The organism is Streptomyces inhibens (genome assembly GCF_022221585.1).
Taxonomy (GTDB): Bacteria; Actinomycetota; Actinomycetes; order Streptomycetales; family Streptomycetaceae; genus Streptomyces; species Streptomyces inhibens.
Genome location: NZ_CP084681.1, coordinates 2,631,534 through 2,651,610 on the forward strand (window position 1 = coordinate 2,631,534; position 20,077 = coordinate 2,651,610).

Annotated in this window: 15 protein-coding genes; 8 read left to right on the plus strand and 7 right to left on the minus strand. The window is 70.7% G+C overall.

Going from position 1 to position 20,077, the window contains the following annotated elements:
• Nucleotides 1-189: 189 nt before the first annotated feature.
• Nucleotides 190-3,144, minus strand: a complete 2,955-nt coding sequence (gene uvrA / locus KI385_RS12275; RefSeq protein WP_238572219.1) for an excinuclease ABC subunit UvrA — start codon at nucleotides 3,142-3,144, stop codon at nucleotides 190-192.
• Nucleotides 3,145-3,418: 274 nt separating this feature from the next.
• A complete protein-coding gene (locus tag KI385_RS12280) occupies nucleotides 3,419-4,189 on the minus strand; it encodes a TetR/AcrR family transcriptional regulator (protein WP_238572220.1) in 771 nt (256 codons plus the stop codon).
• Between the two features lie 60 nt (nucleotides 4,190-4,249).
• Between KI385_RS12280 and KI385_RS12285 the strand changes: the two genes are divergently transcribed.
• The 4 genes from KI385_RS12285 (at nucleotide 4,250) to KI385_RS12300 (ending at nucleotide 8,574) form a co-directional block, all read left to right on the plus strand.
• Nucleotides 4,250-5,857, plus strand: coding sequence for an FAD-dependent monooxygenase (locus tag KI385_RS12285; protein ID WP_238572221.1), 1,608 nt, complete (start codon nucleotides 4,250-4,252; stop codon nucleotides 5,855-5,857).
• Nucleotides 5,858-5,988: 131 nt separating this feature from the next.
• Nucleotides 5,989-6,732 carry a maleylpyruvate isomerase family mycothiol-dependent enzyme gene (locus KI385_RS12290; protein WP_238572222.1) on the plus strand — a complete coding sequence of 248 codons (744 nt, stop codon included), beginning with the start codon at nucleotides 5,989-5,991 and terminating at the stop codon, nucleotides 6,730-6,732.
• Nucleotides 6,733-6,760: 28 nt separating this feature from the next.
• Nucleotides 6,761-7,417 carry an MBL fold metallo-hydrolase gene (locus KI385_RS12295; protein WP_238572223.1) on the plus strand — a complete coding sequence of 219 codons (657 nt, stop codon included), beginning with the start codon at nucleotides 6,761-6,763 and terminating at the stop codon, nucleotides 7,415-7,417.
• Between the two features lie 89 nt (nucleotides 7,418-7,506).
• Nucleotides 7,507-8,574: a S66 family peptidase gene (locus KI385_RS12300; RefSeq protein WP_238572224.1), complete on the plus strand. Its 1,068-nt coding sequence runs from the start codon at nucleotides 7,507-7,509 to the stop codon at nucleotides 8,572-8,574.
• Nucleotides 8,575-8,693: 119 nt separating this feature from the next.
• Here KI385_RS12300 and KI385_RS12305 read toward each other — a convergent pair whose 3' ends face one another.
• The 4 genes from KI385_RS12305 to uvrB form a co-directional block, all read right to left on the minus strand.
• Nucleotides 8,694-9,677, minus strand: a complete 984-nt coding sequence (locus KI385_RS12305) for a TerC family protein (RefSeq protein WP_238572225.1) — start codon at nucleotides 9,675-9,677, stop codon at nucleotides 8,694-8,696.
• 262 nt (nucleotides 9,678-9,939) lie between these two features.
• Complete coding sequence (locus KI385_RS12310) at nucleotides 9,940-12,177, minus strand: TerD family protein (protein WP_238572226.1); 2,238 nt, start codon at nucleotides 12,175-12,177, stop codon at nucleotides 9,940-9,942.
• Nucleotides 12,178-12,367: 190 nt separating this feature from the next.
• A complete protein-coding gene (locus KI385_RS12315; protein ID WP_128512035.1) occupies nucleotides 12,368-12,946 on the minus strand; it encodes a TerD family protein in 579 nt (192 codons plus the stop codon).
• A 240-nt stretch (nucleotides 12,947-13,186) separates the two neighbouring features.
• Entirely contained in the window at nucleotides 13,187-15,319 is a 2,133-nt protein-coding gene (uvrB, locus tag KI385_RS12320) for an excinuclease ABC subunit UvrB (RefSeq protein ID WP_238572227.1), read from the minus strand.
• 535 nt (nucleotides 15,320-15,854) lie between these two features.
• On the opposite strand from uvrB, the gene KI385_RS12325 reads away from it, so the two are divergent.
• The 3 genes from KI385_RS12325 to KI385_RS12335 all read left to right on the plus strand — a co-directional run bounded on the left by KI385_RS12325 (nucleotide 15,855) and on the right by KI385_RS12335 (nucleotide 18,022).
• On the plus strand, nucleotides 15,855-16,739 hold the full coding sequence (locus tag KI385_RS12325) for a glycerophosphodiester phosphodiesterase (RefSeq protein ID WP_238572228.1): 885 nt from the start codon (nucleotides 15,855-15,857) through the stop codon (nucleotides 16,737-16,739).
• 89 nt (nucleotides 16,740-16,828) lie between these two features.
• Nucleotides 16,829-17,428 (plus strand): methylated-DNA--[protein]-cysteine S-methyltransferase, encoded by a 600-nt coding sequence (locus KI385_RS12330; protein ID WP_238572229.1) that lies wholly within the window; start codon nucleotides 16,829-16,831, stop codon nucleotides 17,426-17,428.
• Between the two features lie 51 nt (nucleotides 17,429-17,479).
• Nucleotides 17,480-18,022, plus strand: coding sequence for a DUF1697 domain-containing protein (locus KI385_RS12335; RefSeq protein WP_238572230.1), 543 nt, complete (start codon nucleotides 17,480-17,482; stop codon nucleotides 18,020-18,022).
• Between the two features lie 21 nt (nucleotides 18,023-18,043).
• Here KI385_RS12335 and KI385_RS12340 read toward each other — a convergent pair whose 3' ends face one another.
• Complete coding sequence (locus KI385_RS12340) at nucleotides 18,044-18,505, minus strand: type II toxin-antitoxin system PemK/MazF family toxin (protein ID WP_238572231.1); 462 nt, start codon at nucleotides 18,503-18,505, stop codon at nucleotides 18,044-18,046.
• Between the two features lie 138 nt (nucleotides 18,506-18,643).
• Here KI385_RS12340 and KI385_RS12345 point away from each other — a divergent pair, with 138 nt between their 5' ends.
• Nucleotides 18,644-20,074: a WGR domain-containing protein gene (locus tag KI385_RS12345; protein ID WP_238572232.1), complete on the plus strand. Its 1,431-nt coding sequence runs from the start codon at nucleotides 18,644-18,646 to the stop codon at nucleotides 20,072-20,074.
• Nucleotides 20,075-20,077: the final 3 nt, after the last annotated feature.

A 20,077-nucleotide genomic window follows, 5' to 3' on the forward strand; every position in this document is an offset into this window, starting at 1 on the left:
TCCCCGATCCCGATCCCGTTCCCGGTTCCGGTTCCGTGCAGCCCGGCGCACCTCTCTGCATCGACCCCGTCCGCGCCCTCCGTCCGCGTCCCCTGCCCGCGGCGCCCGCCCGCCCCGTACCGACGACGGGCCGCCACCGCCCTCGTACAGGAGAGCGGTGACGGCCCGGCCGGGTACGGCTCGCGGGTGTCAGGAGGCCCCGCGGGCCCGCGCCGTTGTCTTCTTGGCCGCGGTCTTCTTCGCCGCGACCTTCTTGGCCACCGGCTTCTTTGCCGGCGCCGCCACCGTCGTGGCATCGCTGACGCGGTCGCCGAGGATCTCCCGCAGGAACTTGCCGGTGTGGCTGGCTGGGACCGACGCGATCTCCTCCGGCGTGCCTTCGGCGACGACCAGTCCGCCGCCGTTGCCGCCCTCGGGGCCCATGTCGATGACCCAGTCCGCCGTCTTGATCACATCGAGGTTGTGCTCGATGACGATCACCGTGTTGCCCTTGTCGACCAGCCCGGACAGCACATTGATCAGCTTGCTGATGTCGTCGAAGTGCAGACCGGTGGTCGGCTCGTCGAGGACATAGACCGTGCTGCCCGTCGAGCGCTTCTGCAGCTCGCTGGCCAGCTTGACGCGCTGCGCCTCACCGCCCGAGAGCGTCGGCGCGGACTGCCCGAGCCGGACGTAGCCGAGGCCGACCTCGGTGAGCGTCTTGAGATGCCGGGAGATGGTCGGCACCGCCTCGAAGAAGCTCAGCGCCTCCTCGATGGGCATGTCCAGCACCTCGGCGATGGACTTGCCCTTGTAGTGGACCTCCAGCGTCTCGCGGTTGTAGCGCGCACCGTGGCAGACCTCGCACGGCACATACACATCCGGCAGGAAGTTCATCTCGATCTTGATCGTGCCGTCGCCGGAGCAGTTCTCGCAGCGACCGCCCTTGACGTTGAAGGAGAAGCGCCCGGGCAGATAGCCGCGGACCTTCGCCTCCATCGTCTCCGCGAAGAGCTTGCGGACATGATCGAAGACGCCGGTGTAGGTGGCCGGGTTGGAGCGCGGGGTGCGGCCGATCGGCGACTGGTCGACATGGACGACCTTGTCCACCAGATCGTCACCCGCGACCCGGGTGTGGCGTCCCGGCACCGACTTGGCGCCGTTCAGCTCGCGCGCGAGGTGGGTGTAGAGGATGTCGTTGACCAGCGTCGACTTGCCGGAGCCGGAGACGCCGGTGACGGCGGAGAACACACCGAGCGGGAAGGAGACGTCGATGTCGCGGAGGTTGTTCTCCTTCGCGCCGTGCACCGTCAGCCGCCGCGCCGGGTCGGCCGGCCGGCGGATGTCCGGCGTCGCGATGGCCTTCTTGCCGGACAGATAGTGCCCGGTGATCGACTCCTTGTTGGTCAGCAGCTGCTTCATCGGGCCGCTGTGCACGACCTTGCCACCGTGCTCACCCGCGCCCGGGCCGATGTCCACGACCCAGTCGGCGATCTTGATGGTGTCCTCGTCGTGCTCCACGACGATCAGGGTGTTGCCCATGTCGCGCAGCCGCACCAGGGTTTCGATCAGCCGGTGGTTGTCGCGCTGGTGCAGACCGATCGACGGCTCGTCGAGGACGTAGAGCACGCCCACCAGGCCGGAGCCGATCTGGGTGGCGAGACGGATGCGCTGGGCCTCACCACCGGAGAGGGTGCCGGCCGCGCGGTTCAGCGAGAGGTAGTCCAGGCCGACGTCGACCAGGAACTTCAGCCGCTCGTTGACCTCCTTGAGGACCCGCTCGGCGATCTTCTTCTCGCGGGCGTTGAGCTTCATGTCCCGAAGGAAGTCGGCGCAGTCGCTGATCGACATGGCCGCGACCTCGGCGATCGACTTCTCCTGGACCGTGACGGCGAGCACGATCGGCTTGAGGCGGGTGCCGTCACAGGTCGGGCAGGGCACCTCGCGCATATAGCCCTCGAAGCGCTCGCGGCTGCTGTCGCTCTCCGCTTCGGAGTGCCGCCGCTTGACGAACGGCACGGCGCCCTCGAACGGGGTGGTGTAGGCCCGCTCGCGGCCGTACCGATTGCGGTAGCGCACCTCGATCTGGGTCTTGTGGCCGTGCAGCAGGGCCTTCTTGGCGCGCGCCGGCAGCCCGGCCCAGGGGAGGTCCGTACGGAATCCGAGGGCGTCCGCGAGCGCGCCGACCAGGCGGCCGAAGTACTCCTTGGTGTGGCCGTGCGACCAGGGGTGGATGGCGCCCTCGTCGAGACTGCGGTCCTCGTCGGGGACGATCAGCTCGGGGTCGACCTCCATGCGCGTACCGATGCCGGTGCAGTCCGGGCAGGCGCCGAAGGGCGAGTTGAAGGAGAAGGAGCGCGGCTCCAGCTCCTCGAAGGACAGATCGTCGTAGGCGCAGTACAGATGCTCCGAATACATCCGCTCGCGCTGCGGGTCGTCCGCGTCGAGGTCGACGAAGTCGAGGATGACCATGCCGCCGGAGAGGCCGAGGGCGGTCTCCACGGAGTCGGTCAGCCGCCGCTTGGCGGTCTCCTTGACCGTGAGGCGGTCGATGACCACCTCGATGGTGTGCTTCTCCTGCTTCTTCAACTTCGGCGGCTCGGCGAGATGGATCGTCTCCCCGTCGACCCGCGCCCGGCTGTAGCCCTTGGTCTGGAGGTCGGAGAAGAGATCGACGAACTCGCCCTTGCGCTCGCGCACCAGCGGGGAGAGCACCTGGAAGCGGCTGCCCTCGGGCAGCTCCAGGACCTTGTCGACGATGGCCTGCGGCGACTGCCGGGCGATCGGCCGCCCGCACTCGGGACAGTGCGGCTTGCCGATACGGGCGAACAGCAGACGGAGGTAGTCATAGACCTCGGTGATCGTGCCGACCGTCGAGCGCGGGTTGCGCGAGGTCGACTTCTGGTCGATCGATACCGCAGGGGACAGGCCCTCGATGAAGTCCACATCGGGCTTGTCCATCTGCCCGAGGAACTGCCGGGCGTAGGAGGAGAGCGACTCGACATAGCGCCGCTGCCCCTCGGCGAAGATCGTGTCGAAGGCGAGCGAGGACTTGCCCGACCCGGAGAGCCCCGTGAAGACGATGAGGGAGTCGCGGGGGAGGTCGAGCGAGACGTTCTTGAGGTTGTGCTCGCGAGCGCCACGGACGATGAGACGGTCGGCCACGCCGGTCGGCACCTTTCTTGGAGAGGGGCGGGAGCCGCGGCTCTGCGTCCGCCGCTCGGTGGGTGAGCAGAGGCGGCGGAGCGAGCGGAGCCCCCGCCCCAGGGTATGGGGCCCGCCGCGGCACTGTCATTGGGATGCCACACACGAGCCTATAGCACGCGCATTCGATTTACGGGGCTCTCAAGCCCTCTTCACCCAAACGTGTGGCGGCCCCGCAACCTTCCCGCCAAGGCCGCACCGCCATACCCAGCGGGGACCCACCGAAGACACCGCCTCAACCGAGGCCGGGCAGCGCCCGCTCCAGTGCATCGAACGTGCGCCACAGCACCACCTCCTGCCCAACGGCCACCTCGTCCGCCGGGTCACCCCCGAGCTGACGGGCCACGGCATCGGCGTACGCCACCCGGATCGCCGCGATGATCAGCGCAGCGGCCAGCCGGGCGTCATGGCCGGGCCGTGCGGCGTCACCGCCGGCGGCCTCGGCGAGCAGTGCGCCGAGTGTGTTCTCCATCTCCTCGACCGCCTCACGGCCGCGCGCCCGCAGCGCCGGCGACTCCAGCACCGTGCGCCAGAAGTGTTCGAATCCCTCCCCCACCGCGGCCAGCGGGTGTCGCTCGGCCAGCAGACCGAGGGTGAGCCGGCGCAGCGCGGCGAGCGGCGACTCGTCCGCGCCGCGCTCCCGGATCGCGCGGGTGATCAGCTCCAGCGCCTCGGGAATCCGGTCCAGGAAGAGGTCTTCCTTCCGCGGGAAGTAATTGAAGACCGTCATCGTGGACACCTCGGCGGCGCGGGCCACCTCGGCGACGGTGACGTTGTCGAAGCCCCGCCGGATGAAGAGCAGCGTGGCCTCGCCGGAGATCCGCTGCCGGGTCTTCAGCTTCTTGCGTTCGCGCAGCGTGAGCCGCCCGTCCTCCTCGTCGAAGCCGGCCTCTTCCTGTCGGCCGCCGATCCGCTCGTCGCCGATCCGCTCGTCGCCGATCCGCTCACCACTGATCCGCTCGCCGCCGGTTGCCGGCTCGTCGCCGCGCCGCTGCTCATCCGCCATGACCGACATTCTAAGTCTTTTTTATTGACAACAAACTTTTAGTGACTACACTCGTCTCCCATGAACCATGACGCAGACGTAGTGGTGGCGGGGGGCGGCCCGGTGGGGCTGATGCTCGCCTGCGAACTCGCACTGGCAGATGTCTCGGTCGTCGTCTTGGAGCGACTGACCGAAGTGGATACGACGATCAAGGCAGGGGCGATCACCTCCCCCAGCTCGGAGGCCTTCTACCGGCGCGGGATGCTGCCGGACCTGGCGGAGGTACAGCGCGGCGCCATCGAGATGTTCAGCTCGTTCCTGCGGCAGCGCCAGGCCGCGGGCGCCTCCGGGGTGAAGCCGCCGCCGAAGTTCGCCGGGCACTTCGCGGGCATCATGCTGCGCGGCGACCTGCTGGACGAGTCCGACCCGGACTTCGACGGCCCCGGGCCCGCCGCCGAAGTCGGCCTCGTACCTCAGGAAGCCCTGGAACGGCTGCTCGCCGCCCGCGCCGCCGAACTGGGCGTAGTCCTGCGCCGCGGGGTGACGCTGACCGGCTTCGACGCCGGCGAGGACGGCGTACACGTCCACACCTCGGACGGGTCGCTGCGCACCGGCTGGCTGGTGGGGTGCGACGGCGGCCGCAGTACGGTCCGCCGGCTCGCGGGGTTCCCGTTCCCCGGTACCGACCCCGAGATCACCGGCCATCAGGCCCTCGTGGAGATGACCGGCTCGGAGGCGCTGGGGCTCGGCTGGAACCACACCGGGACCGGGTCATACGTCCACGGCCCGGTGCCCGGCCGGCTCCTCACCGTGGAGTTCGAGGGACCGCCCGCGGACCGCGAAGCCCCCGTCACCGCCGAGGAGTTGGAGGCGTCGCTGCGGCATGTCTCCGGTGTGGCCGACGTCAAGATCCACAAGGTGCACTCGGCGACCCGGTTCACGGACAACGCCCGCCAGGTGCCCGACTACCGCGCGGGGCGGGTGCTGCTGGCCGGTGACGCCGCGCATGTGCACTCACCGTTCGGCGGCCAGGGGCTCAACCTCGGCATCGGCGATGCGATGAACCTCGGCTGGAAGCTGGCCGCGACGGTGCGCGGCCGGGCGCCGGAGGGGCTGCTCGACACCTACACGGCCGAGCGGCACCCCATCGGCGCGTGGGTCCTGGAGTGGACCCGGGCCCAAGTGGCGCTGATGCGGCCGGAGTCCCATACCCGGGCGCTGCGCGGGGTGATCACCGAACTGACCGGAACGGTCGACGCCACCACCTTCTTCGCCAAGAAGATCTCCGGTGTCTGGCAGCGCTACGACCTGCCGGGCGACCATCCGCTGACCGGCCGCAGCGCACCGGATCTGGAACTCTCCGACGGCAGCCGGCTCGCGGACCATCTGCGCGGCGGGCAGGCGCTGTTGCTCGATCTCGCCGATGACGCCGATCTGCGCAAGCGCGCCGCGGGATACGGCGACCGGGTACGGGTACGCACCGCCGGCTGCCCGAAGCGGCCCGGCCTGGCCGGCCTCCTGGTACGGCCGGACGGCTGCACCGCCTGGGCGGCGGACTCCCCCGGCCCCTCCGGCACTCCCGGCTCCCCCGACACTCCCGGCACTCCCGGCTCGCAGGGCTCCCTGGACGAGCTGGACGCCGCGCTCCGCCGGTGGTTCGGGACGCCCGACGACACGGCGGCGGCCTGACCGCCGGGAGATACCGCGGGCGGCGCCCGTCAGCGCCTCCGGCCGCCGCGCGCCGCCCGGCCCCGCCCGCGTACGCCCCGATCGTCGCCCGCCGACTCCCTAACTCGCCCTCGTGGCGCTAGCGTCGGACCATGACCCTCACCCTGCCCGACTTCCCGCACGATGTGGCAGCCGTCCGCGAAGCCACCGAACGGCTCCTCGTCTCGGTGAGCAAGCTCGACGACGCGGCGATCGGCGAACCGTCGCTGCTCCCCGGATGGACCCGCGGCCATGTCCTCGCCCATGTGGCACGCAACGCGGACGCGCTGGTCAACCTCCTCACCTGGGCGCGTACGGACGTGCGGACGCCGATGTACGCCGGCGCCGAGGCCCGCGACAGCGCCATCGAACGGGACGCCGACCGCTCCTTGGCCGCGCATCTGGCGGACATGAAGGAGAGCGCCGCGCGGTTCGACGCGGCGGCGGATGCGCTGCCGCCTGCGCGCCGGGCGTTCGAGGTCGAGATGCGCAACGGTGTCGTCGAGCGGGCCGACCGGCTGCCGCTGCGCCGGCTGGCCGAGATCGAGCTGCACCATGTCGACCTCGGCGTCGGCTACACCGTCGAGCAGCTGTCGCCCGCATTCCTCGACAGCGAGCTGGCGTTTCTGTCCGAGATCAAGTTCGCCGGACACCCGGATCTACCCGCCCTGGAGCTGCGGGCCGACGACGGCCGCCGCTGGCTCACCGGCCGCCCGGCCACCGGGCCGGGCACCGGGACCACGCCCGTGGTGGTGACGGGCTCAGCGGCGGCGCTGGTCGGCTGGCTCACCGGCCGCGGCGACGGCCGCGAACTCGACAGCCAGGGTGCCGCGCTACCCGCCATTCCGCCCCTCTAGTGTGAAAGGCACGTCCTAGAGTGGTCCCATGGGCTACAGCGGAGCAGTGAAGGTCGGCGGAGCGGCCGACGTGCACGAGCTGACCGACCTGATGATCTCGAAGGTCGCGGTCGGTCCGATGGACAACAACGCCTATGTGCTGCGGTGCCGGGCGACCGATGAGCAGCTGCTGATCGACGCGGCCGCCGAGCCGCACACCCTTCTGGCGCTGATCGGCGACAGCGGCATCGCGTCCGTCGTCACCACGCACCGGCACGGTGACCACTGGGGCGCGCTGCGCGAGGTGGTCGATGCGACGGGTGCGCGGACGTACGCGGGGCGCTACGACGCCGAGGGCATCCCCGTTCCGACGGACGTACTGGTCGAGGACGGCGACACCATCACCGTCGGCCGCGTCGAGCTGACCGCGCGCCACCTGGTCGGCCACACCCCCGGCAGCATCGCGCTGGTCTACGACGACCCGCACGGCGCCCCGCATCTGTTCACCGGGGACTGTCTGTTCCCCGGCGGTGTCGGCAACACCTTCGGCAACGCCGAGAACTTCCGCAGCCTGATCGACGACGTACAGAGCAAGCTCTTCGGCCAACTCCCCGACGAGACCTGGATCTACCCGGGCCACGGCAACGACACCACGCTCGGCGCGGAGCGGCCGCACCTCGCGGAGTGGCGCGAGCGCGGCTGGTAGCGCACGGCGGCGGACGGGCGGCTCCGTACGGGCGGGCCGGCAGCGGAAATACGGTGCCGTCCGGCCGCCCGTCCCTCTAGCCTCACGCCATGCCGACATCCGCACGCCCCACCCACGCCCTGCGCTGTCCGCCCAAACCGCGCCCCGGTGACCGCGTCGCCGTGCTCTCCCCCTCCTCGGGCCTTCCGGAGCGGTTGCCGATTCCGTACGAACTCGGTCTCGCCCGGCTGGAGAAGGAGTTCGGGCTGGTGCCGGTCGAGTACCCGGCCACGCGGAAGATGGGCGCCTCTCCGCAGGAGAGGGCCGCCGATCTGCATGCGGCGTTCGCGGACCCGGAGATCACCGCGGTCTTCGCCAGCATCGGCGGCGACGATCAGCTCACCGTGCTGCCCCACCTGGACCGCGAGGTGTTCCGCGCCCACCCCAAGCCGTTCTTCGGGTACAGCGACAACACCAATCTGCTGGCGTACCTCTGGAACACCGGAATCGTCGGCTTTCACGGTGCCACGGTGATGTGCGAACTGGGCCGCCCCGGGGCGATGCACCCGCTCACCGCGGATTCGCTGCGCGCCGCGCTGTTCAGCTCGGGCCCGTACCCACTGCGGCCGGCCGAGCGCTACCGTGACGAGGGCCGCGACTGGGCCGACCCCGCCACCTTCGCCGCCGAGCCCGCCATGTGGCCGGGCGACGGCTGGCGCTGGCACGGGCCCCAACGGGTGGTCGAGGGCCCCAGTTGGGGCGGCAACATCGAGGTGCTGTCCTGGATGCTGCTGGCGAACCGCGAGATCCAGGACGATCTGGCGGTGTACGACGGCTGTGTGCTGTTCCTGGAGACCTCCGAGGAGCTCCCGAGGGCCGACGATGTGTACTTCGTGCTGCGCAGCATGGGCGAGCGCGGCCTGCTCGGGCGGTTTCCGGCGCTGCTGATGGGCCGCCCCAAGGCATGGTCGCTGTCGCGCCCCAACTCCCGGGAGGCGAAGGCGGCCTACGTACGGGAACAGCGCGCGGCGGTACTGCGTGCGCTGGCCGCGTACGCCCCGGACACCGTCGCGGTCTTCGATGTGGACCTCGGGCACACCGACCCGCAGCTGGTGATCCCGTACGGGGGCACGGTCCGGGTCGACGGTGTGGCGCGGCGGATCACGGTCACGTACTGACGGCGGGCGGCAGCGGCGGGGCGCCTCCGGAAAGCAACGGCGCCCGGCTCCGCTCCGGGGGGGGAGCGGGAACCGGGCGCCGTCCGAGCCGAGCCCCGGGCCGGGGCAGGTCACCGACGTCAGGCGTCGACGGACTCCTTGGCCTCCGCCTCTGCCGCCGCCTGCTTCTTCGAGGCGCGCAGGCTGGTGATCGTCGTGACGACGAGCACGGCGCAGATGACGCCCAGCGAGACCGGGATGCTGATCTCCGGAACGGCCACACCGGACTCGTGCAGCGCGTGCAGCACCAGCTTCACACCGATGAATCCCAGGATGATCGACAGGCCGTACGAGAGGTGGACCAGCTTCTTGAGCAGCCCGCCGATCAGGAAGTACAGCTGCCGCAGACCCATCAGGGCAAAGGCGTTGGCGGTGAAGACGATGTACGGGTCCTGGGTGAGGCCGAAGATCGCCGGGATCGAGTCCAGCGCGAAGAGGACGTCGGTGGTGCCGATCGCCAGCATGACGATCAGCATCGGCGTCATCAGCCGCTTGCCGTTCTCGACGATGAACAGCTTGGTGCCGTGGTACTTGTCGGTCGACGGGAAGCGCTTCTCGACCAACTTCAGGAAGCGGTTCTCCTCGAACTCCTCGTCCTCCTCCTCGGCACGCGCCTCCTTGATGAGCTTCCAGGCCGTCCAGATGAGGAACGCGCCGAAGATATAGAACACCCAGGAGAAGTTGGCGATGATCGCGGCGCCGGCGCCGATGAAGCCGGCCCGCAGCACCAGCGCGATCAGCACGCCGACCAGCAGCACCCGCTGCTGGTAGATCGTGGGGACCGCGAACTTCGCCATGATCAGCACGAAGACGAAGAGGTTGTCGACGCTCAGGGACTTCTCGGTGATGAAGCCGGCGAAGAACTCACCGGCCGGCGCGGTGCCGCCGAACAGCAGCAGCCCGAGGCCGAAGAGCGCGGCGAGCGCGATCCAGACACCGGTCCAGATTCCGGCCTCCTTGATGGAGACCTCGTGCGGTTTACGGCCGCCGATGAAGAAATCGGCGGCGATGAGGGCACACAGACCAAGGATGGTCAGCACCCACAGGGTCAGGGAAACGTCCACTGCTCCTCCGGCAGAGTCGTACGGCACTCACAGCGTCGTCGCTGCCGGAGGTCTCTTCCGCCCCGCTCATGGGAACGAGGCCGACGCCCCGGGATCGTCACACTCACGATCCGTGATGACGGGTACGTCGTCGTGGGAATACTCCCCTCCGCACAAAGAAGAGTAAAGGAAGACCAAGGAATAGTAAAGAAAAGGATAAAGTCGCTGGTCAGACGGGTTGCTGGTGGTTCGGGGCCGTCGGCGACGGCTCGGTTCGTGCGCTTCAGTGCCGCCCGGCCCGGCGGGCCTCCGCGAGCCGGCCCAGCACCTGGCGCACCACCTGACTGCCCTTCGGGGCGAGCGGCGGCTCGTACGTCCAGGCATGGCCGACCCAGGGATCGGCGAGGTGGGCGTCGGGCACCGGTGTGATCCGCAGCAGGGAGCGCCACAGCGGGTCCAGGACCGGGCCGTACTCCCGGCTCTGGGCGCGGTCGGCGACCATCATCAGATGCACCCCGACCGCCGGGCCCTCATCGGCCAGATAGCGGAGCTGGGTGAGGGCGCGGTCGTCGAAGCCGTGCGGGAAGTCATGCACGATCAGCAGCTGCTCGGCGGTGTCGAGATCCGGCGGCAGTGCGTCACCGGCGCGATTGCGCACGGCCATCTGGACGAGGTCCACCCGGCGGGTCAGCCCCTCCAGAACCGAGGCCACGCCCTTGGCACCGGGCAGCGGGGCGGCGGGCAGCGCACCGCTCTCCACCAGCGGCGCGAGCGCCGGCGCCGCCGTACCGCCCGGGTCGATGACCTGGACCGCGAAATCGCCGACGGGGTGGACGGCGAGCAGCCGGGCGGCGATCGCGACCGCGGTCTCCATGGCGAGCCGGCGCAGTTCGGCCTCCTCCGGCGCCCCGTCCGTGAGTGCGCTGCCCAGCTCCCGGCGGCCGTATGCGCGCTCGGGATCGGGGCTGCCGCCCCGGGCGTAGGCATCGGGCCCGCTGTCGATCCACAGTCCGCGCTCCAGGGGGAGGCGTACGAGCATGGGGATGCGCAGGTCCAGCACCTCCGGGAGGTGCAGGTCGCCCAGGCGCAGCGCCATCGGGCGCTCCAGCGGGACGTGGTAGCCCTGCCATACGGGGTTGTCCCAGCGGGCGAAGCCGGGCGGCAGCGCGGGCTCCACGACCTCCGACTCGGCGGCGAGCTGGGCGAGATCGCGGTCGAGGGCGGCGCGGGCCTGGGTGACGAGCGTGGCGTGCTTGTCGCGGGCGGCAGCTCGGGCGACATCGACGGCGGTACCGAGGCGGTTGCGCGGGTCGGCCAGGGCCTTGTCGAGCTCCTGCTCCAGGCGGGACTCGGCGAAGTCGGATGCGCTGCGGTAGGCCGCGACCGAGCGGGCCAGATCCTCGAACATGCCCCAGACCTGGTTGTAGAGCCGCTCCTCCATGCTCCATCCGGCGGCGTCACCGGCCACCGGCGCCGGGGGGCCGTCGGGCGATGCCGGGGTCCCCGCTGATGCGGTCGCACCCGCCGAGGCCGCGGCGGACGGGACGGGGGCGGCCGGCGGGCCGGCGGGGGTGGGGGTGGGGGTGCTGCGGCGCTTGGGGTGGCGGTAGTCGACGGGGCCACCGCCTGCCGGGGCGGGCGACGCCACGGATTTGGCCCCGCTCCCGGCCCCGGTCCCGGACGTGGCTCCTGCTTTGGACCCGGCCCCGGACGTGGCCCCGGCTGCGGTACCGGGCCCGGTCGTGGCTCCGGTTGCGGTACCGGGCCCGGTCGTGGCTCCGGCCCCGGCGCGGGGCCCGGTCCCTGTCGTGGCTCCCGTTCCGATCCCGGCGCCTGTTGTTGTCGGGCCGTCAGGTGCCGTGGCGTTCGCGGGGTCGGTCCGGTCCGCGGCGGACGGGCCGGAGGGGCCCGCTCCGGGCCGATCGGAACGGCTCGCCGCGACGGGGGCGGGCGCGGGGACCGCGCGGGCATGCCCCCGGCCGACCGCTTCCTCGATCTCCGCGGCCAGCTCCGCCGCCTGCGGCAGCCCCTGATCGCACAGCATCGCGGTGAGGCCACCGGCGTAGCCCTGGCCCACGGCGCGCACCTTCCAGGCGTCCTGCCTGCGGTACAGCTCCACGGCGACAACGGCGGACTCGGCGCCCAGGCCGGTGATGGTGTAGCCGGCGATGCCGGTGCCGTCCAGGCCGGTGACCGTGACCGAGGGCGCGGCGGCCGCGCCGAAGGTGGTCAGCGGGCCGATCCCGGTGGGCAGCGCCAGCAGCACGCTCACCCGGTGGACGGCGTCGGGCAGCGCGTCGAGATCCACCGCGATGCGGTGCTCGGCGGCGGCCTGACGGGGAACCTCGATGCCGGTACGGCGGGGTGCCCCCGGGTGGGCGACGGCCTCGACGCCCGAGAGCCTGCCCTGCTCGTCGCCGAGGGCGACCCCGGCCACGACGGGACCGCCCGCCGCCACCCGGATCTCCACCCGTGTCCGGTCCAGCGGATGGTTCTGCCCCCGGACCAGCTCGGCCGTCATCGTTGCTCCCCCTGGTTGTCGTACGTCCTGGCTGGTTACCGTACGTCCCGGGCCGGCCCGGGCGCAGGCCCGGAGCGCGGCGGCGGCGCGGCCCGGTGCGCGGTGCGCGGTGCGCGGTGCGCGGTGCGCGGTGCGCGGTGCCGCGACGGTGTGGCGGTGTGCCGGTGTGCCGGTGTGCCGGTGTGGGCGGTTACAGGTGCGGCACGATCGCCGGCACGAGATCCTGGAACGTCCGGCCGACAGAGGGCTCACCAATGGCGGTCATCTGCCAGCCGTTGCCCACGCGGTGCACCTTGGACATGACCTGTGCGGTGTAGTTGCCGCCGCCCGTGAGGGTGTAGCGGGCCAGCTCCTCACCGGTGGTCTCATCGACCAGTCGGCAGAACGCGTCCTGCACCTCGGCGAAGGTCTGGCCGGTGAAGGAGTTGACGGTGAACACGATCTGGTCGATGTGCACCGGCATCCGTGCCAGGTCGACCAGGATCGCCTCGTCGTCGCCGCCCTGGCCCGCGCCGCCGACCAGGTTGTCGCCGGTGTGCCGGACCGCGCCGTCGTCGCTGATCAGGTGCTGGAAGAAGACGACATCTATCGGCTTCTTGTCGGCGAACAGCACCGCCGAGGCGTCGAGGTCGATCTCGTTGGTCCGCCTTCCGAAGAGACCGCGGCGCGGCGCCGAGCGCCACCCCAGCCCCATCCGCACCGCGGTCAGGGTGCCTCCGTCGGACTTCTGCAGGCTGATGCCCTGCCCCTTGGACAAATTGACCGACACGCGCCGTCCCCTCTCTGTACTGTCCCGCCCAGCTTTCCGGCGGCCCCTTCGACCCTACGCACGACGGCGGGCCGAGACCGCGCCGGACCCGCGCTTTGTGGCGTTTCTGCAACACACCGGGCGCCCCCTGGGCACACCCCGTCCCCATGCGGCGATGCCCGCGCCGGGAGGACGCGGCCCGCCCCACGGGCCGGCCGCGCGCCCACCGCGATGCTCCCCCTCGGCCCACCCGGGCCCCCCTTACTTCACCCCGGCCTCCCTCATTTGCCGCAGCTCCTTCTTCAGTTCGCCCACCTCGTCGCGCAGCCGGGCGGCGACCTCGAACTGCAGCTCGGCCGCGGCGGCCCGCATCCGCTCCGTCATCTCCTCGATGAGCTCGGCGAGTTCGGCGGCGGGACGGTCCGTCAGGACCGCTCCTGCCTTGCCGCCCTTGCCCTTGGCGGCCTTCGCGCCGAGTGCCGGGACCGGCGCCTTGCCCTTGGCCTCCTTGGCATCGGCCCCCTTGCGGAACCCGGTGCCCAGCAGCTCCTGGGTGTCGATCTCTTCCCGGGCGATGGTGGCGACGATGTCGCCGATCTTCTTGCGGAGCGGCTGCGGGTCGATGCCGTTCTCCTTGTTGTACGCCAGCTGCTTCTCCCGGCGGCGGTTGGTCTCGTCGATGGCCTTCTCCATCGCCGGGGTGACCTTGTCGGCGTACATGTGCACCTGTCCGGAGACATTGCGCGCGGCACGTCCGATGGTCTGGATGAGCGCCGAACCGGAGCGCAGGAAGCCCTCCTTGTCGGCGTCCAGAATGGCCACCAGGGAGACCTCGGGCAGGTCGAGGCCCTCACGCAGCAGGTTGATGCCCACCAGGACGTCGTACTCACCCGATCGCAGCTCGCGCAGCAGCTCCACGCGCCGCAGGGTGTCCACGTCGCTGTGCAGATAGCGGACCTGGATGCCGAGCTCGAGGAAGTAGTCCGTGAGGTCCTCAGCCATCTTCTTGGTGAGGGTGGTGACCAGGATGCGTTCGTTCTTCTCCGTCCGCTGCCGGATCTCGTGCACCAGATCGTCGATCTGCCCGTCGGTGGGCTTGACCACCACCTCCGGGTCGACCAGCCCGGTCGGACGGATGATCTGCTCGACGAAGCCGTCGCCGCGTGCGAGCTCGTACTTCCCGGGGGTCGCGGACAGATAGACGGTCTGGCCGATGCGCTCCAGGAACTCTTCCCACTTCAGCGGCCGGTTGTCCATGGCGGACGGGAGCCGGAAGCCGTGCTCGACAAGGGTGCGCTTCCGTGAGGCGTCGCCCTCGTACATGGCGCCGATCTGCGGGACGGTGACATGCGACTCGTCGATGACCAGGAGGAAGTCGTCCGGGAAGTAGTCGATGAGGGTGTTGGGCGCGGAGCCGGGCTCACGGCCGTCCATGTGCATCGAGTAGTTCTCGATGCCCGAGCAGGAGCCGATCTGCCGCATCATCTCGATGTCGTACGTGGTGCGCATCCGCAGCCGCTGGGCCTCCAGATGCTTGCCCTGCTTCTCCATCGTGGCGAGGCTGTCCGCCAGCTCGGCCTCGATCCCGGCGATGGCCCGCTCCATGCGCTCGGGGCCGGCGATGTAGTGGCTGGCCGGGAAGATGTACAGCTCCTGGTCCTCGCTGATGACCTCGCCGGTGAGCGGGTGGAGCGTGGACAGTGCCTCGATCTCGTCGCCGAACATCTCGATCCGCACGGCCAGCTCTTCGTAGACCGGGAAGATCTCGATGGTGTCGCCGCGGACCCGGAAGGTGCCGCGGGTGAAGGCCACATCGTTGCGCGTGTACTGGATGTCGACGAAGCGGCGCAGCAGCTGGTCACGGTCGAATTCGTCGCCGACCTTCAGCGGCACCATCCGGTCGACGTACTCCTGCGGGGTACCGAGGCCGTAGATGCAGGACACCGAGGCGACCACGACGACATCACGCCGGGTGAGCAGCGAATTCGTCGCGGAGTGGCGCAGACGTTCGACCTCCTCGTTGATGGAGGAGTCCTTCTCGATGTACGTATCGGACTGGGGGACGTACGCCTCGGGCTGGTAATAGTCGTAGTAGGAGACGAAGTACTCGACGGCGTTGTTCGGCAGCAGCTCACGGAATTCGTTGGCGAGCTGGGCCGCGAGGGTCTTGTTGGGCGCCATGACGAGCGTCGGGCGCTGCAGCTTCTCGATCATCCACGCGGTGGTCGCCGACTTACCGGTGCCGGTGGCGCCCAGCAGGACGACATCCTTTTCACCCCCGCGGATGCGCCGCTCCAGCTCGGCGATGGCCGCCGGCTGGTCGCCATTGGGCTGGTAGGGGCTGACGACCTCGAAGGGCGCCACCGTGCGTTCGATCTTTGATACGGGCCGCATGGGATCCACCGTACGACCCGGCACTGACAACCGGCGTAAAGAATGCTCCGACCTGCGACGTTGTCGGGGTACCGACGGCCGGCGGGCCCGGGACGCCGGGCGGCGGTGACGGTCGGACGCCGGGCGGCGGGGACGGCGGGACGCCGCCCGGGCCGCGGCCGTCGCGTATCGGGTTCGGGTGTCCGGGAGATCCCCGGCTCCCGGGCCGACCCGGGGCCGGTCCGGCGGCCCGGCTTCCGGCGGCCCCGGCCAAAACCGGTCAGAAGCACGACGGGTGACACATCATCGGCCGAGATGCGCGGATGCCGCGGCTCCGGCAAGTTGGACGGCGTCGGAGCGTACGTCTGTTGCACGGCTAATCCGGGCATCCTGCAACTGCGCGGCGCTCCAAAACGGAACACCGGCCACTTCTCGTTCAGCACCCGGCCACCGCACGACCGCCTCCTGCTACGGCCCGGCTGCGAGCCTCTGCCCGTCCGACCCGGTTCACGTCACTTCACGTCAGCTCACGTCCACGACGTCACGAGGAGTCCGTATGCGTATTCGCCCCGTCGCCACCGTCGTCGCCGGTGCGCTCCTGGGTCTGTCCACGCTCGCCCTCTCCACAGCCGCCGCGCAGGCCGCACCGCAGCGGGACACTCCGCTGACGGTCGCCCACCGCGGCGCCTCGTCGTACGCGCCCGAGAACACCCTCGCCTCGATCGACGCCGCCGCCCGGCTCGGCTTCGAATGGGTCGAGAACGACGTCCAGCGCACCAAGGACGGCGAGCTGGTCATCCTCCACGACAACTCGCTCGCCCGGACGACCAACGTCGAGCAGGTCTTCCCCGGCCGCTCCCCCTGGAACGTCTCGGACTTCACCCTCAGGGAGATCGAGAAGCTGGACGCGGGCAGCTGGTTCGGACCGAAGTTCGAAGGCGAGCGGGTGCCGACCCTTGAGGACTACATGGACGAGGTCGAGCACAACGACCAGAGCCTGCTGATGGAGCTCAAGTCGCCGGAGCTCTACCCCGGCATCGAGCGGCAGACCCTCAGGGAGCTGCGCCGCGCGGGCTGGCTGGGCGAGGGGCACGTCAGACACCGCCTGATCATCCAGAGCTTCAACGCCGACTCCGTCAAGACCGTGCACACCCTGCGGCCGGACATCAAGACGGGCTTCCTCGGCAACCCCTCCGTCGCCGACCTTCCCAAGTTCGCCAAGTACTGCGACCAGATCAACCCGGTCCACACGGCGGTCACCCCGGAGTACGTCGCCGCCGTGCACGGGCTGAGGGGCCCGCACCGCAGACCGCTGGACCTGTACACCTGGACCGTCGATGACCCGGCCACCGCGGTCAAGGTCGCCAAGCTGGGCGTCGACGGCATCATCACCAACAAGCCGGACGTGGTGCGCGAGGCGCTGGAGGGCGACGACGACTGATCGCCGGAGGGCGGCGGGGAGCGGCCGCCTGCGACGGCCGCCGGTCCGTTCCCCGTCGCATTGTCAGTGGTGCGTCCTACCCTGATCAGGTGACGAACGCAGAGCAGGTTTCCGGGCCGGCGGCAGCACCGGACGCGGCGCCGGAGGCAGCGCCCGCGGCCCGGCGCGACTGGGCCTGGACCCGTCTGGAGACCCCGATCGGTCCGCTGCTGCTGGCCGCGACCCGGGAAGGCCTGGCCCAGGTCGCCTTCCATGCCGACGAGCGGACGACCCGGCGTGCGCTGACCCGTCTGGAGCAGTTCTTCGGCGGGCCGCCGCTCCCCGGGATACCTCATCTGGCGACGGCCGCCGCCGAGCTCACCGCCTACTTCTCCGGGGAACTGCGGTCCTTCACCGTGCCCCTGGACTGGTCGCTGTCCGCCGGCTTCAACGCCCGGGTCCTGCACGCCCTGGCCGCCGGTGTCCCCTACGGCAGCGTCGTCGGCTATCAAGACCTCGCCGACCGGGTCGGGGAGCCGGGCGCCGCCCGTGCGGTGGGCGCGGCGATGGGTTCCAATCCGCTGCCGGTCGTCGTCCCCTGCCACCGTGTCGTGGCCAGCGACGGCGGGATCGGCGGGTTCGGCGGCGGTCTGGAGACCAAGCGCCTGCTGCTGGCCCTCGAAGGTGTGCTGCCCGCTCCGCTCTTCTGATTCCGACCGTCGTCCGTCCTCCCCGGGGCGGCTCCTACGAAGGGCAGCACCGTGTCCCGTCAGATCGCTCTGCTCCGCGGCATCAACGTCGGGGGCCACAACTCCTTCCCCAAGGCGAAGCAGCTGGCGCTGGCCGAGTCCCTGGGGTTCAAGGACGTCTCCGTCCTGCTGCAGACCGGCAACATCGTCTTCACCGACCCCGGTACGCCGCCGGAGGAGACGGCCCGGGTGATCCACGACCGGATCGCCTCCGAGCTCGGTCTGACGGTGCCGGTCGTCGTCCGGACCCGGGACGAGCTGGCCGCCGCGATCGCCGCGAATCCGTTCCCACAGGCCGTGCCGGAGCCCAAGAGCCTGCATGTCACGTTCCTGTCGGCGGTGCCCGCCGACACCTCGCGGCTGGACGCGCTCGACCCGGCCGCGTTCGCGCCCGATCAGTTCCGTCTGATCGGGCGCGAACTGTATCTGTGGTGCCCGAACGGCATCGGCCGCTCCAAGCTCGCCGATGCGGTGAGCCGCGCCCCGCTCGGGGTGACGGCCACCGCCCGTAACTGGAACACCGTCACCAAGCTCCTGGCCCTGGCGGACGCCTGACCTCGCCCGGCGCCCCGGCCATCAGCGCCAGCCGTAGCGCTCGCGCAGCCGGTTGACGACGAGGTTGAAGCGGCCCCGGTCCAGCGCGCAGGCCTCGCGCCGCATTCCGGCCGGGTGCACCCTCAGCACCCGGTCCACCGCCACCCATGAGTCGCGCCCCGCGCGGTCCCACGGGCCGGCCCCTATGGGGACCCATTCGCGGTCGTCGTTGTGCCGCTTGCTGGAAAGCTGCACGGCCAGCAGCGTCCCGCCCGTCTCGCGGGCGACGACGAGCACCGGCCGGTCCTTGCCCCGCCCGTCGTTCTCCTCGTAGGGCACCCAGGTCCAGACGATCTCGCCGGGGTCCGGGTCGCCGTCGTGGTCGGGTGCATAGGACATCTTGACGGTGCCGACGGAGCGCGGCCGGGCTTCCACGGTCGCGGTGGGCCCCTGGCTGCCGGGCAGCGGGGCGCACTCGTCGGATGCATTGAATGAAGTGGTCACGGCCTCACGCTAACCGCCGCCGTGAACAGGGCGGTCAGCGGTCCGCGCCCGGCGCTCGACGACCGATTGTCAGTGGTCGGCCGTACGGTTTTCAGCAGCGGGGGAAGGCCGTTGGGGCCGCCCGGGGGAGGGATCACCATGTCCGAGGCCACGACGTATCTGGAGCTGTCCCAGGAGGACGGCAGCGCCCACAAGTTCTACGAGGTGACGGTCGCGAACACGGTCGTTTCGGTGCGCTACGGCCGCATCGGCGCGGCCGGCCAGCAGCAGACCTCGACGTTCCCGACGTGGGAGAAGGCGCAGGCCGCGGCCGCCAGGAAGATCGGCGAGAAGGTCCGCAAGGGCTATGCCCCGGCCGTCCGGGGGCAGCGCGCCGCCCGGGCGGTGACGCGGCGCCAGGTCACCTCCGCCCCGTCGACGGCCCGCGCGGTCGCACCGGTGCTGTGGCGGTTCCGTACGGGCGCGTCGGCGTTCGGCATCCATATCGCCGAGGACCGCTGCTGGGTCGGAAATCAGAACGGCGATGTCCACACCCTCGGCCACGACGGCGAGGTGCTGGCGCACTACCGGCTCCCGGACGGCGTCAAGTGCCTGGTGGCGGACGACTTCTGGATCTACGCCGGCTGCGACGACGGCACGGTCTACGACCTCTCCTCCAAGCTCCCCTTCGCCGCCTACGACATCGCTCACGACGTCGACATCTTCTGGCTGGACATCCGCGAGGGAATCCTCCATGTCGCCGACCGCAGCGGCGGGCTGACGGTGATCGACCACGAGGACGAGCACCAGTGGTCACGGCGCAGCCCGGGCGAGCACGCCTGGATGGTGCGGCGGGACGAACACACCGTCTACCACGGCCATCACAGCGGAGTGACGGCCTACTCCGCAGACGGCAGCGGCGAGTTGTGGCACACCCCGACCCAGGGCGCGGTGCTGTTCGGCTGGCAGGAGGACCACTCGGTGTACGCCGGCACCGACCGGCGCGTCGTCCAGCGGCTGGCGAAGGACGACGGGGCGCTGGAGGCCACGTACCGGTGCGACGCGGTCGTCTACTCCTGCGCCACGGCCCCTGGCGGCCGCTATGTCTTCGCGGGCGACTCGGCCTCCTCGGTGTACTGCTTCACCGCCGACGGGACCCGTCTGTGGAAGCTGGGCACCGGCGGCGGATCGGCGCTGTCGATGCAGTATCTGGACGAGAAGCTCTACATGGTCACCACCGACGGATCCCTGGTGTGTGTGGACGCCTCCGACGCGGCGATCGCCGCCGCCCGCTCGGGCACGGTTCCGGTCGCCCGGGATGTGAAGTCCGCGGCCGCGCTGCCCACGTACACCCCGTCGGCCACGGTGCAGACGGTGGCTACCACCGCAGCCACGGGGATCGTGGTGGAGTGCGTACAGGACGGCGGCCGGCTGCGGGTGCATGTCGTCTCCGACGGTTATGAACCGTCCTGGAACGTCCAGTTCCCGCGTCATATACGCCGGGCCGGGGCGCGGTATGTCGTCGATGATCTGTCGGCGGCCTCGGGCGGTTTCTACCGCGTCCGGGGCGAGATCCGGCAGCTCGTCTGAGGC